Consider the following 13,740-nt stretch of genomic DNA (forward strand, 5'->3'; position numbering starts at 1 on the left):
TTTTTAGCTTTCTCTTTTTACCAAGGCATAATATTCATCTTCTAAGGGCAAATACCCCTGGTCGTAAACAAAATAATATATTGTTCCTGCTTTAGTAGTGTAAGTGCTTGTAAAAAAATTAAAATCAAAACCATGTTGAATAAGCTTTGTTCGCGTGGTTTTTGTTTTTTGCTCTGGGTTTAAGGTTTCTAAAATTCGCCAGTTTTTTCTAAGCCTATTATTTATATTTCTAATCAGGTTTTTAGAATCTTTATTAATGGTATTGTTATAAGCGTTTCGGCAATAATCGCTACAAAATTTCTTATCGCTTCTTCCAATTATTTTTTCACTACATTCTAAACAGGTTTTTGACATACGCTTATTTGAATTGGTTTAAATGTTTATATTTTCTACCTTTTATGAATTAAAATTTCAGTAAAATCTGTAAATATTTTTTTTCAACTAAAATTCCATTATTTCTTTACACCCTTATAAATAATAACTAATGAAATTGAGAATAATATAATACCAAAAGTAAAATCATTTTCATATTCATCCAGTAAAATAAATCCATCTTTATTATCATTAATTAATATTTCTATTTCATTCTTCCCTGAAACTTTTTCGCAGTATAAAGCTTTTGTTCTTTTTACATATGTTTTTTCATCATACTCAAATTTTAAAAAGTAATTTCTCTTTCCATATTCATAACAGTCAACAACTCTTACTTTAACATAATTATTTTTTTCAGTAATCTTTTCATCTAAATAGCCATTTCTTAAAACTATGCAGCTGATTAAAATCATAAAAAAACCTCCAATAGCCAATCCATTTTCAGTAATAAAATTAAAAAACCTATTCATTTTTTTATTTCTCGTTGTGGTAAATTGTATATAGATGCCACTAAATATACAAATTTATCATTAATATTAAAAAAATATAAATATGGCACTATCCTAATATATAAAAGACTTAAAACGATTTAAACGACTACAAATAATTACAAACGAACACAAATGTTTACTAACCGATTATAATTTTTTAACCCTCGCATCTTTGCCTTGTCGAAACATAAGAACTCGATAGTATTAACTGTTTAACGATTAAAAAATAAAATTATGAACACACTTAGAAACAAAGTACAGTTGATTGGCAACTTAGGGAACGATCCAGAAATCATTAATTTAGAATCTGGCAAAACATTGGCAAAATTTGCTATTGCAACAAACGAAAGCTACACTAATACCAAAGGCGAAAAAATTACAGATACACAATGGCACAATGTGGTTGCCTGGGGGAAAACAGCCCAAATAATTGAAAAATATGTAACCAAAGGAAAAGAAGTAGCCATTGAAGGTAAGTTAACATCCCGTAGTTATGATGATAAAGATGGAAACAAACGTTATGTAACTGAGGTAGTTTGTAGCGAATTATTACTATTAGGAAAATAAAACTTAATTCAAATAGTTTTAAATAACGAGGTCTTTTAAAAGGCCTCGTTATTTTTCACATTATCAATATTATAATACCCCCCTTTATTTTCGGTTCTTTTTAACGATTGTTTTACAATTAAATGCGATACGTTAATCATATTTCGCAACTCACAAAGCGATGTAGATATTTTAGATTCCTTATAAAGCTCTTCAACTTCATTATGAATTAAATCTAAATGTTTTATAGCACGCTTTAAGCGCTTATTACTTCTTACAATACCAACATAATCGCGCATTAAAGCCTGCATTTGTTTCAAATTATGCTGTACTAAAATATGTTCTTTGGGGATGATTGTACCCTCATCGTTCCAATCTGGGATTAAAACCTCAATTGGTTTGTAGTCGTTTTCACTATGGTATTTAAAAACATTATGCGCATACACCAGAGCCTCTAATAACGAATTGGAAGCAAGCCTGTTGGCCCCATGTAAGCCAGTTCGTGAACATTCGCCACAGGCAAACAAATTGGCAATACTTGTACTTCCTTTTTTGTCAACATCTATTCCACCGCATAAATAATGAGACGCAGGTACCACCGGGATCCAATCCGTATCAATTTTAATGTGGTGCTCTAAACATTTATTATATATGTTCGGAAAATGATTTTTAAAAGCATCCATATCTAAATGGGTACAATCTAAATACACATGCGGATCTCCCGATTTTTTAAGTTCGCTATCAATACTTTGCGATACAATATCTCTGGAAGCTAGTTCAGCACGATTATCATAATCTAACATAAACCGATGTCCAGAATTGTTTCGTAAATATGCCCCAAAACCTCTTACTGCTTCAGAAATTAAAAAAGACGATTCTCCTTTAGCTTCATATAAAGCTGTTGGATGAAATTGCACAAACTCCATATCTTTAATTTGTGCCTTAGCTCTGTAAGCCATAGCAATACCATCACCTGTTGCAATTACAGGGTTGGTAGTATGTCCATAAACACAACCAATACCCCCAGAGGCTAAAAGTGTGCTATTGGCTTTAATAGTAAAAATTTTATCTGTTTTTTGGTCGAAAACATAGGCGCCGTAACATGATAATTTTTCAGATGCATTGTTAGCTATATGATGATTGGTAACCAAATCGATTGCAAAATGATGTGGCAAAATACTAATATTAGGTAATTGGTGTGCCCGCTTAAGTAAAGCACGCTCTATCTCGTAACCCGTTATATCTTTATGGTGTATTATTCTATATTCTGAATGACCTCCTTCTTTTCCTAAATCGAATTCACCACTAGCATCCAAATCAAAATTAGCCCCCCAAAGCATAAGTTCTTCCAATCGCTTGGGTCCTTCTTCAATAACCATTTTAACCACCTCTGCATCACATAAGCCATCGCCGGCAATAAGTGTGTCTTCAATATGTTTATTAAAAGAATCTTTTTCAGCATCTAAAACAACCGCGACACCACCTTGTGCATACTTGGTGTTCGATTCGTCTTCATTAGCTTTGGTTACAATAACAACACTTCTGTTAGGAAATTTTTCAGCTATTTTAACCGAAAAAGTTAACCCAGCAATCCCTGAACCAATTACTAAATAATTTGCTTCAATCATTTTTATTTAGATAATTCTAACATGCGTTCTATAGGCAATAACGCACGCACTCTTATATCTTCTGGCACCTCTATTTGAGGTGATTCGTTTAGTAAGCAATCGTATAATTTTTGTAGCGTGTTCATTTTCATAAAATGACATTCGCTACAGGCACAGGTATTATCTTCAACCGCTGGTGCAGGAATTAATTCTGTGTTAGGCATTTCCAACTGCATTTTATGTAAAATTCCAGCTTCGGTAGCTACAATAAATTTTTCTTTAGGATGCGTTTTTACAAAATTTATCATGCCAGAAGTTGACCCAATATAAGTCGCCGTGTTTAGTATATGTTCTTCAGATTCTGGATGCGCTATTATTTTATACTCTGGATGCTTTTTATGCAACTCGATTAATTTATCTATTGAAAATGCTTCGTGTACAATACAACTTCCGTCCCACAGCAGCAAGTCTCTACCTGTTTGCTTAGCAACATAATGCCCTAAATTTTTATCTGGAGCAAAAATGATAGGTGTGTCTTTTGGTACCGATTCTACAATTTTTATGGCGTTTGATGATGTGCAAACAATATCACTTAATGCTTTAATTTCAGCCGAACAATTCACATAAGTAATTACCACATGGTCTGGATGCGCTTTTGTGAATTTTTCAAAGTCTTCTGGCGGACAAGAATCGGCCAAAGAACAACCTGCTTTTAAATCGGGCAGCACCACCATTTTGGTTGGGTTTAGAATTTTAGCAGTTTCAGCCATAAAATGGACGCCTGCAAATACAATGATGTCGGCATCAGTTTCTGCAGCCTTTTGCGACAACTGTAAACTATCACCAACATAGTCAGCAATATCTTGTATTTCGGCTACTTGATAATAATGCGCAAGTATTACAGCATTTTTCTCCTCTTTTAAACGCTTAATTTCTTTTACTAAGTCCATGAATTCTATTAATCTTCAACATTTTACATAAGAAATGCTTCTTATGCAATTCAATTATTTTACAAATATCTTAATTATAATTGTATTGAACTGAGATTGCCTAAAAAAATGAACCAAAATTAAAGACACGTTATATTTTTCTCAATTCTTTAAATTCTTTATAAACAAAAGCTTATTTATTTAATAAAAAAGAAAGGAGATTTAAACGCATGAAATATAAAACCCTATAGAGCTGCCTGTTTTTCTTGATTTTGAGTTGATAAATTTTGAATTTCTAATAAAATTAAACTTAGGGTGTTTTCACCGTTATCTAACGACTGAAAAATATCTTCTTTTATCTCTTGAAAGGGGTTTTTCAATTCGCTGAACAAAGTTTTATAATAAGAAATGCCCTCATTTAAATTATTGGCGAAGGTTAATAAGTATTTTTCTTCCTTAGTAGTCATTGCTGTTTTTACAGCATCTAATTTATTTTTCAAATAGCTGATGTAAATTGAGAGTTCTTTAATAAACAGATTTGGACGATCGGTTCTAGAAATCATGTTATCGCGTCCATAAATATGGTCGGTCATATTCTTTAAGCTCACAATTTTTGAGTAATACGCCATGTTAGGTCCGGGACAAATAGAAACACCATTACCTTCCACCTTAGTATCTAAATTATAAGCCAACAAAGCAGATGTGCCTAAACCTACACAGGTACAAGATTTATCGGTAATTTTATTAAATTCTTTTTGATAGTCTTTTAAAGGCAAGCCAACCTTATCTAACTCTTTTATTTTTAAATATTGATATTCTCTAGATGCTGTACAAATGCCAGTTTCTTTAAATTCTTTATTTAAGGCCACAAATTTCTTAGGGCACGAACTCCCGGGTCTGCCTTTATTAATTAGGATTTCTTTTTCTAAATCTTTGGTGTTTGATTTAAGGTTGTTAAATGGCACTCCTAATGGTGAAATATCGCTTAAATACATGTCTTCTTCTTTAGCAAGCATCAATTGGTTCATGGTTTTTTCATCAACTGTTGTTGCTTCTGGCACCAATAAAAAGGGCGTTCCCCAACCAACAGCATCTAATTGATATTGGTTAAGCAGAAACTCATGCTCTTCTTTAGTACCAACACCACCTTGTGCCGAAATTTTCAACTTTAATGGTGCTTTTGATATGGCACGGCCTTGGTTGATTAATTCCTGATTAACCATCACCTCAATAGAATCTCGCAATTCTTCTCTTTTTTCTTTAAATTCTGCTAAAACTGGGCCTAATAAATAACCATCGGTTGCAAAAGCATGCCCACCGCAATTAAGTCCCGATTCTATTCTATATTCTGATACCCACAAGCCTTTTTTTGCTAAAAACTTACCTTGTATTAGTGCTGATCTATAATCACTCACCTTTAGTATAATTTTCTTTTTAAAAGTTCCATCTTCTGCCGGATAAAAATCGTTAAACTGGCTCATGTACGCATACAACCTGGGATTCATACCTGCCGATAATACCACCGATGATTGCAGTTTACTATTGGCAAAACCCCGCAAAGCAGCGTGAGCATCATTATATTCAATAGGCAGCTTTTCATTTTTAATATAGTTGTCTTTATCAACTTTCGTCATAATATTAACATCAATACTTCCTTTTATTAGGTTTTGTGACGCCCATTTTTTTAATTCAGAAAGGCAAAACCCTTTTTCTGTTAGCTTCTTAAATTCTTGCTTTACTGTAGAGCTTGATGGCAGCATGCTTACATAAGCTTTAAGTTCTTCTCCTTTATCGGTAGCGCCATTTTTTAAAGCTTCAAATTTTCTGTCAACCAAATCGCTCATCATATCTAAATAAGATGTGATTCGTTTAGCTCTAAAGTCATCAATTTTGTCGGTTATTTCAGTATAAGGAATTTCGAATTTCTCACTATACATTTTTCTTAATTTCTCTAGTAAAATATCATCAACCAATGAAATTACAGAATCGATTCCGTATTGAGCAACCTTTAACGGTGAGTCTACTGTAAATCCAATTCCCATTACAGGAATATGAAATGTATGGTTTTTATTCATTTGCTTCTTGTTTATCAAATACTTTAAAAGTATTCACATTAATAAAAATTAGTGTTTAAAAACGGCATTGTAATTTCCTTTTTTTGAACACCTTTATAAGCGGGTTAAAAAATGCGAAGTACCAACAAAATAGTATAAAAAAACATGATAATTATCATACTTCTAAATAACACTATTTAAAAAACGGAAACCTTTACATTGGTTCTGAAAAGTATTAAAAGGAACAGATGCTATAAAGATTCGGGTTAAGTTGCTATTTTTTTTAATTATTCTCAATTAGAAAACGGTAAATAACAAAAATCAATAAAATTTTAGAAAGTCTGCAATCTTTAATTTAGCTTCCTTACTTTTATGGTTAATTTTCAATAGAACTACCTAATATGTCTGTAGAACCAAAATTAACACGATTCAAGCAAAACGTACTGTCTAAATACCAAATATACAATAGTATATTTATGACCTTACCTTTTGATGCTATTACAAAAACAGGAGCGTTACTTCCTTTATTTCATGAAACCTGCCAAAAAGGATTTAAAAATGGAGACGACCCAACCACTATAGTTGATACTTTCTTTAAAAAATACCAAGGAAGACGCACTAAAGAAAGCCAAATAAATCTGCTTTTTAGATTTATACAATACATAGAACGTCAAGTAGTTTTATTTGATGCGGTTGAAGATGCCGCTTTCCCTATTGTAAACAACATGGAAGGTATTGGTACTTTAAGAAACTTGAAAGAATCTGCTGTTTCCAACAATAACCTAGAAGAACTACAAAGCTATCTTGAAGAATTTAAAGTACGCATAGTTTTAACGGCGCATCCAACCCAATTTTACCCGGGTTCGGTACTTGGAATTATTACAGACTTAACAGAAGCTATTAAGAAAAACAACCTGTCGGAAATTAATAATCTGTTTGCTCAATTAGGAAAAACACCTTTCTTTAAACATGAAAAACCAACACCTTACGACGAAGCAAAAAGTTTGATATGGTATTTGGAAAATGTTTTCTATCAGTCTTTTGGAGAAATTTATAATTACATCCAACAGAACATTTATGATGATGGCAAAAAACATAACGAAATAATTAATATTGGTTTTTGGCCTGGTGGCGACCGAGATGGAAACCCATTTGTAAAACCAGACACCACCATTCGCGTAGCAAAAAAGCTTAAACAAGCCATATTAAAAAAATATTACGCAGATTTAAAAAACTTAAGACGCAAGCTCACCTTTAGAGGTATTGAAGAACGCATTATTCGCTTAGAAACCATTACTTACAATTATAGTATCAACTTAAATTACCCTGAAGCTATAACGGCAAAAGAACTTCTTACCGAATTATTGAGTATAAGAAACGTTATTGTTGAAGAATTTCAATCACTGTACGTTACCGAAATAAATAGTTTAATAAATAGAATTCATTTATTTGGATATAACTTTGCAACCTTAGATATTAGGCAAGATAGCCGTATTCACCATTCGGTTTTCACAACAGTAATCGACCATTTAATTAGTAAAGGGAATACGTCCTTTCCAAAAAATTACCACGATTTATCTGAAGCTGAACAAATCAAAATTTTATCTAATGTAACAGATGAGTCTATTGATATTAATGTATTTGAAGACGAAATGGTTTATAATACTTTAAAAACCATTGAAGCCATTAAAGAGATACAAGAAAGCAATGGAGAGCGTGGAGCTAATAGATATATTATTAGCAACAACCAAACGGCTTTAAATATGATGCAACTTTTTGCTATGCTTAAAATAGTAGCGTTTAAAGATCAATTACCGGTTGATGTTGTACCGCTTTTTGAAACTATTACCGATTTAGAAAATGCTCCTGCAGTAATGGAGCAATTATATACAAACCCTGCATACATGGCACATTTAAAAAGTCGTGGCAAGAAACAAACTATTATGCTGGGCTTTTCTGACGGCACAAAAGACGGTGGTTATTTAATGGCGAACTGGGGTATTTATAAAGCTAAAGAATTGCTTACTGAAATGTCTAGAAAATATGATATAACTGCTATATTTTTTGATGGACGTGGTGGACCACCTGCTAGAGGTGGTGGAAAAACACATCAGTTTTACGCATCATTAGGGCCAAATATTGAGGATAAAGAAGTACAGCTTACTATTCAAGGGCAAACCATTAGTTCTAATTTCGGAACTTTAGATTCTTCTCAATACAACCTAGAGCAATTAATTAGTTCTGGTATGTTTAACAGAATAGGGAAAGACAAGTTAGAAATGTCTGAAGACGATAGAGTTGTAATGACAGATTTGGCTGAGACCAGCTACGTAACGTATAAAGATTTTAAAAATCATCCAATGTTCATTCCATATTTAGAAAGAATGAGTACTTTAAAATACTACGCAAAGACCAATATTGGTAGTAGACCATCAAAAAGAGGTAATTCAGATAAGTTAGTGTTTTCAGACTTAAGAGCCATTCCTTTTGTTGGATCTTGGAGCCAATTAAAACAAAACGTTCCCGGATTTTTTGGTGTTGGTACAGCATTAAAAAAGTATGAAGAAAAAGGTGAATTTAATAAAGTAGAACAACTTTATAAAAACTCTAAATTCTTTAAAACCTTGTTGGAAAACAGCATGATGGCTTTATCTAAATCGTTTTTCGATTTAACTAAATACATGTCTAAAGACGAAGAATTTGGAGCTTTTTGGAATATCATTTATGATGAATATATTACAACTAAAACCTTATTGCTTAAGCTTACTGGGTATAAAGAACTAATGGAAAACGAACCCTCTGGAAAAGCCTCTATTGCCGTTAGGGAATCAATTGTTTTACCATTACTTACTATACAGCAATACGCACTGAAAAAAATTCAAGAATTAGAAAAGGAAGATGTTAAAGACGAAGAGCAAATAAAAATATTTGAAAAAATTGTAATGCGTTCTTTATTCGGAAATATCAACGCAAGTAGAAACTCTGCGTAAATTATAATAGAATCGTTTACAAAAGAAAAAGGCTGTCTTAAAATCAAGACAGCCTTTTTGTATTTTCTTCCCAAGCCTTTAAATATAAACCGCGAATTATCTTAAAGTATCACCCCCTCTTTCTGAGGTTCGTATCCTATAGGCTTCTTTTATATCCGATACAAATATTTTTCCATCGCCTACATCTCCCGTTGCAGCCGACTTAAGAATGGCTTGTATGGTAATTTCTTCAAAATCATCGTTTACAACAACAGACAAATATCTGCGTTGAATATCACTTGTACTATAAGATACCCCTCTATAAACATGCCCTTTCTTTTCATTTCCTATGCCTGTAACATCCCAATAAGAGAAAAAATTTACTCCAACTTCGTGTAAAGCTTCTTTTACTACGCGATATTTAGATTTCCTAATGATTGCTTCAATTTTCTTCATAATAACTCCATTTAATAGTTTATATCAAAATTAAAGAAAATTTCGGCAGTATTTTTAGACTGTTCTATTTTTATATCATAAAAAAAGATGCCTTACCAAACGGCAAAACATCTCTTTTTCAATACTGTATGTTAAATACTTATAGATTAATGCTCATTCAACCTAAAGTCTGGATATGCATCCATACCATGCTCATGGGCATCTAATCCTTCTAATTCTTCTTTTTCAGAAACGCGTATTCCCATAGTTTTCTTAAGTGTGAAAATAATAACAAACGCAGTTACCAAACAGAAAGCAGCATAAGCACCAACACCTATTAATTGACTAATAAACTGATCTACACCTGCTAAATCTCCAAAAATACCTACTGCCAAGGTTCCCCAAATACCACATATTAAGTGAACTGCAATAGCACCAACTGGATCATCTAATTTTAATCTGTCAATAAAAGCTACTCCAAACACTATTAAAGCACCCGCAATAGAGCCTATTAAAATAGCATCGGTTGGACTCATTTGGTCTGCACCTGCAGTAATACCAACTAAACCACCTAATATACCATTTAAAAACATGGTTAAATCTAAGTTTTTATACATGGCTGTAGATACTAACATAGCTACCACACCACCAGCCGCAGCTGCTAAACAAGTTGTTACTAAAGTTAATGATGTTAATCCTGGATCTGCAGAAAGCACAGAACCTCCATTAAACCCGAACCATCCTAACCATAAAATTAAAACACCTGCAGTTGCCAATGGAATGTTATGTCCTGGAATTGCCTGTGGTTTTCCTTCCTTAAACTTGCCAATACGTGGACCTAATAAGCAAACCGCAACTACAGCTGCCCATCCACCCACAGAGTGTACTAAGGTAGAACCTGCAAAATCGTAAAATGGTGTTTCTAAAGTTTGTAAAAAACCTCCGCCCCATTTCCAAGATCCAGCAATTGGGTAAACCAACCCTACATATATTACTGTAAAAATCATGAAAGGAACAATTTTAACACGCTCTGCAACTGCTCCAGAAACAATGGTAGCAGCGGTAGCAGCAAACATACCTTGGAATAAGAAATCCGTCCAGTATGTATAGCCTTCGTTATATGTTAAATCTAGAACACCTTCAGCTGTTAATGGTGAATCTAAACCAAACCCAGCAAAACCAAAAACCCCTAACGAATCTTCTGCAAATCCTGGATACATTAAATTAAATCCTACTACACAGTAAAGAAGCAACCCAATGGTTATTATAAAAATGTTTTTAAATAAAATGTTAATGGTGTTCTTTTGTCTGGTCAACCCTATTTCCAAAAGCGAAAACCCTAAGTGCATAAAAAATACAAGTGCTGTACAGATCATCATCCATACATTATTTGTTGTAAGTAATTCCATAATATTATTTTTGTTTAGATGATTATTATTTTAAAGTGTCTCCACCTTTTTCTCCTGTTCTTATTCTGTAACATTCTTTGACGTCAGACACAAATATTTTACCATCTCCCACTTCACCGGTACCAGCAGAACGAAGAATTGCTTGTATAGTTGCTTCTTCAAAATCATCATTTACTACAATAGACAAATATCTACGTTGAATATCACTTGTACTATATGATACGCCACGATATACATGCCCTTCCTTTTCGTTTCCTATACCAGTCACATCCCAGTAAGAGAAAAAATTTACTCCAACTTCGTGTAACGTTTCTTTTACTACGCGATATTTGGATTTTCTAATAATTGCTTCGATTTTTTTCATAATATCATTATTGTTTAGTTGTAAAAAATAAACATTTGTTTATAAAAAAATTACATTTAAATAATTTTTTTACATTTAAAAGATGCCTTATTTAATAAGGCATCTTTTATTATTTAAGTTTTAAATAAATTATTCTATTTCTCTTTGTCTCTTACCTGGGTAAGCTAAAGAACCATGTTCCGAAATATCAAGACCTGCAATTTCCTCAGATTCAGATACTCTTAAACCTATAGTTTTCTTCAAAATTAATAAGAAAATATAAGACAGTCCTATAGACCATGCAGCATATGCTAAAACACCTATAGCTTGAGCGCCTAATTGAGCAGCGCCACCACCATTAAAAAGACCTATGCCAGCATCACCATCTACACCCCAAAGCCCAATAACTAAAGTACCCCAAGCACCGGCTACACCGTGTACAGATATGGCACCTACAGCATCATCAACCTTTAAAGTTTTCTCAACAAAACCAATTGAGAATACAACAAGTAAACCACCAAGCAAACCAGCTAATACAGCTCCACCTTCAGACATGTTACCACAACCAGCCGTAATACTTACAAGACCAGCAAGCGCACCATTTAAAGTCATTCCTAAATTTGGTTTTCCGTTTTTAAACCAAGTAAAGAACAAAGCACCTAAAGCACCTGCCGAAGCCGCTAAATTAGTTACTAGAACAACTTGTGAAGCAGCAGTAGCATCATCGCCACCCCAAGCTAATTGAGAACCTCCATTAAAACCAAACCACCCTAACCAAAGAATAAATACCCCTAAAGTAGCATACATCTGGTTATGTCCGTGCATTTCAATTGGTTTACCGTTTAAGAATTTACCAATTCTAGGGCCAACCATCCAAGCAGCAACTAATGCTGCCCATCCACCTACAGAGTGAACGATTGAAGATCCAGCAAAATCAATAAATTCAGCAGGCATAATACCATCTGTATTATTTAACCAGCCACCGTTCCATTCCCAGCCACCAGCTATTGGGTAGATTAAAGCGGTCATGACAATACTGAAAATAGCATATGTTGTATATTTAGTTCTTCCAGCGATAGCTCCAGACACAATTGTTGCAGCTGTTGCAGCAAATACCGTTTGGAAGAATAAATCGGCAGCTCCTTGAGAGAAGGTAAAACCTCCCCAATGGAAGACTCCTCCAGACACATCGGTTCCGTACATTAATGAATATCCAACAAACCAGAAAGCTAATGAGCCAACCGCAATGTCCAGGAAATTTTTCATGGCAATGTTTACCGCATTTTTTGAATCTGTCATTCCAGACTCTACCAAGAAAAATCCTGCTTGCATAAAGAATACTAAAATACCTGAAATAAGCATCCAAAGCATTCCCATGTCACCTTCTATGGCGGCGGTATCTTGAATTAATAGAGATATGTTTAATAAAGACATAATAATTAATTTTATTGGTTAGTAAAAAAAGGGAGCAATTGAACAATCTATATTCAATTGCCCCCTTATGTAAATTGTATGATACGTTCTTAGAAAGAATAAATAGCAGCTAGTACAAAAGAACTTAAGCTTTTTGCAGGAGTGCCGTCATTGTCTAAGAAGAAATCATCTGAAGCACTATCTAATCTTAACTCAGGTTTGATAGTTAAATTATCTATAGAAAAACTTCCTGTTAATGTAGTAGCAAATACACTAGAATCTGGCAAGCCAGTACCAATTGCACCAAATTCAACATCTTTATCTTCAACAAAATACTCAGCTCTCAAACCTAGAGTAAAGGCATCAGACACTGCATATTGAGGATATAAAGCACCGCCATAGAAACCGCCACCATTATCTTCAAGACTTAAATAAGCTCCGTTAATTCCTAAAAAGAAAGAGTCAGATAAATCAAAACCACCTGTATAATCAATCTCAGTAAAAGATGGGTCTACTAAAACATTTAAGAATTGACCTTTGTATCCCAATTGTGCACCAAATGCATAATCACCAGTTGGGTTGAATTCAGTTAAATCAGTATCATTGAAAACACCTAACATTAAACTAAAATCTTCAGATAAAGTGAAATCTGCTTTTACTCCAGTGTGACTAAATGGGCCGTAAGAGAATAAATAAGATGTACTGTAGTTAAAATTTGCAGTTGGAGAAATAACCTCATAACCTAAAAAGGTATTAAAGTTACCCATTGTTAATTTAACACTTTCACTAACATTCCAGTAAGCATATAATTGATTAACTATATTTCCAGTTGCAGAATACATTGGAGAAGCAAAAATAGCATCAGTACCTCTTGGACCAAATACTAAATCGGCAACGAAACCAACTTTCTCACCTTCATAAGACGCAATTACGTTAGCCATACCTAAAGCAAAACCTGGCAAATTAGCAAATGATGAACCTGGAGCCGTTAAACTCGCATCGTTTGGAGCATTAAAATTCGCTCTGTAATATGCATCAACACTACCACTAAAAGAAAATGTTGGCGCTGGCGCTTCTTCTTGAGCAAATAGTACCGTAGCCATAAAAAGCATTGAAAGGGTAATTAATTTTTTCATAATGTTTAAATTTTAAGTTATTAATCTTGGTTATGT

Annotated in this window: 12 protein-coding genes; 2 read left to right on the forward strand and 10 right to left on the reverse strand. The window is 33.4% G+C overall.

Translation table 11 applies throughout. The annotated features are described in order from the left end of the window. Positions 1–3: 3 nt before the first annotated feature. The gene (locus VP395_RS07565) at positions 4–354 is read right to left on the reverse strand and encodes a hypothetical protein (protein WP_346241175.1); all 351 of its coding nucleotides are present in this window, start codon (positions 352–354) and stop codon (positions 4–6) included. A 98-nt stretch (positions 355–452) separates the two neighbouring features. Beyond that, complete coding sequence (locus VP395_RS07570; protein ID WP_346241176.1) at positions 453–842, reverse strand: hypothetical protein; 390 nt, start codon at positions 840–842, stop codon at positions 453–455. A gap of 255 nt (positions 843–1,097) precedes the next feature. Between VP395_RS07570 and VP395_RS07575 the strand changes: the two genes are divergently transcribed. Then, the gene (locus VP395_RS07575; RefSeq protein ID WP_346241177.1) at positions 1,098–1,430 is read left to right on the forward strand and encodes a single-stranded DNA-binding protein; all 333 of its coding nucleotides are present in this window, start codon (positions 1,098–1,100) and stop codon (positions 1,428–1,430) included. Between the two features lie 35 nt (positions 1,431–1,465). Here VP395_RS07575 and nadB read toward each other — a convergent pair whose 3' ends face one another. From nadB to VP395_RS07590, 3 genes are all read right to left on the reverse strand, one after another. Beyond that, a complete protein-coding gene (gene nadB, locus VP395_RS07580; protein ID WP_346241178.1) occupies positions 1,466–3,037 on the reverse strand; it encodes an L-aspartate oxidase in 1,572 nt (523 codons plus the stop codon). Positions 3,038–3,039: 2 nt separating this feature from the next. Beyond that, positions 3,040–3,966, reverse strand: a complete 927-nt coding sequence (gene nadA, locus VP395_RS07585; RefSeq protein ID WP_346241179.1) for a quinolinate synthase NadA — start codon at positions 3,964–3,966, stop codon at positions 3,040–3,042. Positions 3,967–4,190: 224 nt separating this feature from the next. Continuing rightward, positions 4,191–6,020, reverse strand: coding sequence for a hypothetical protein (locus VP395_RS07590; protein WP_346241181.1), 1,830 nt, complete (start codon positions 6,018–6,020; stop codon positions 4,191–4,193). Between the two features lie 380 nt (positions 6,021–6,400). Here VP395_RS07590 and VP395_RS07595 point away from each other — a divergent pair, with 380 nt between their 5' ends. Beyond that, positions 6,401–8,989 carry a phosphoenolpyruvate carboxylase gene (locus VP395_RS07595; protein ID WP_346241183.1) on the forward strand — a complete coding sequence of 863 codons (2,589 nt, stop codon included), beginning with the start codon at positions 6,401–6,403 and terminating at the stop codon, positions 8,987–8,989. Between the two features lie 96 nt (positions 8,990–9,085). Here VP395_RS07595 and VP395_RS07600 read toward each other — a convergent pair whose 3' ends face one another. The 5 genes from VP395_RS07600 to VP395_RS07620 form a co-directional block, all read right to left on the reverse strand. Next, the gene (locus tag VP395_RS07600) at positions 9,086–9,424 is read right to left on the reverse strand and encodes a P-II family nitrogen regulator (RefSeq protein WP_346241185.1); all 339 of its coding nucleotides are present in this window, start codon (positions 9,422–9,424) and stop codon (positions 9,086–9,088) included. 146 nt (positions 9,425–9,570) lie between these two features. Then, positions 9,571–10,812: an ammonium transporter gene (locus VP395_RS07605; protein ID WP_346241187.1), complete on the reverse strand. Its 1,242-nt coding sequence runs from the start codon at positions 10,810–10,812 to the stop codon at positions 9,571–9,573. A 25-nt stretch (positions 10,813–10,837) separates the two neighbouring features. Beyond that, positions 10,838–11,176: a P-II family nitrogen regulator gene (locus tag VP395_RS07610; protein ID WP_346241188.1), complete on the reverse strand. Its 339-nt coding sequence runs from the start codon at positions 11,174–11,176 to the stop codon at positions 10,838–10,840. Positions 11,177–11,305: 129 nt separating this feature from the next. Continuing rightward, positions 11,306–12,589, reverse strand: coding sequence for an ammonium transporter (locus tag VP395_RS07615; protein ID WP_346241189.1), 1,284 nt, complete (start codon positions 12,587–12,589; stop codon positions 11,306–11,308). A gap of 89 nt (positions 12,590–12,678) precedes the next feature. After that, entirely contained in the window at positions 12,679–13,704 is a 1,026-nt protein-coding gene (locus tag VP395_RS07620) for a porin (RefSeq protein WP_346241190.1), read from the reverse strand. Between the last annotated feature and the right edge of the window lie 36 nt (positions 13,705–13,740).

The sequence above is a fragment of the Mariniflexile soesokkakense genome (assembly GCF_039650365.1).
GTDB lineage: Bacteria > Bacteroidota > Bacteroidia > Flavobacteriales > Flavobacteriaceae > Mariniflexile > Mariniflexile soesokkakense.

What these genes read in the sequence shown, in the direction of transcription:
- VP395_RS07620 (WP_346241190.1), bottom strand. Translation starts at nt 13,704, where the DNA reads ATGAAAAAATTAATTACCCTTTCAATGCTTTTTATGGCTACGGTACTA.
- VP395_RS07600 (WP_346241185.1), bottom strand. Translation starts at nt 9,424, where the DNA reads ATGAAGAAAATTGAAGCAATCATTAGGAAATCTAAATATCGCGTAGTA.
- VP395_RS07590 (WP_346241181.1), bottom strand. Translation starts at nt 6,020, where the DNA reads ATGAATAAAAACCATACATTTCATATTCCTGTAATGGGAATTGGATTT.
- VP395_RS07570 (WP_346241176.1), bottom strand. Translation starts at nt 842, where the DNA reads ATGAATAGGTTTTTTAATTTTATTACTGAAAATGGATTGGCTATTGGA.
- nadB (WP_346241178.1), bottom strand. Translation starts at nt 3,037, where the DNA reads ATGATTGAAGCAAATTATTTAGTAATTGGTTCAGGGATTGCTGGGTTA.
- VP395_RS07610 (WP_346241188.1), bottom strand. Translation starts at nt 11,176, where the DNA reads ATGAAAAAAATCGAAGCAATTATTAGAAAATCCAAATATCGCGTAGTA.
- VP395_RS07615 (WP_346241189.1), bottom strand. Translation starts at nt 12,589, where the DNA reads ATGTCTTTATTAAACATATCTCTATTAATTCAAGATACCGCCGCCATA.
- VP395_RS07605 (WP_346241187.1), bottom strand. Translation starts at nt 10,812, where the DNA reads ATGGAATTACTTACAACAAATAATGTATGGATGATGATCTGTACAGCA.
- VP395_RS07575 (WP_346241177.1), top strand. Translation starts at nt 1,098, where the DNA reads ATGAACACACTTAGAAACAAAGTACAGTTGATTGGCAACTTAGGGAAC.
- VP395_RS07565 (WP_346241175.1), bottom strand. Translation starts at nt 354, where the DNA reads ATGTCAAAAACCTGTTTAGAATGTAGTGAAAAAATAATTGGAAGAAGC.
- VP395_RS07595 (WP_346241183.1), top strand. Translation starts at nt 6,401, where the DNA reads ATGTCTGTAGAACCAAAATTAACACGATTCAAGCAAAACGTACTGTCT.
- nadA (WP_346241179.1), bottom strand. Translation starts at nt 3,966, where the DNA reads ATGGACTTAGTAAAAGAAATTAAGCGTTTAAAAGAGGAGAAAAATGCT.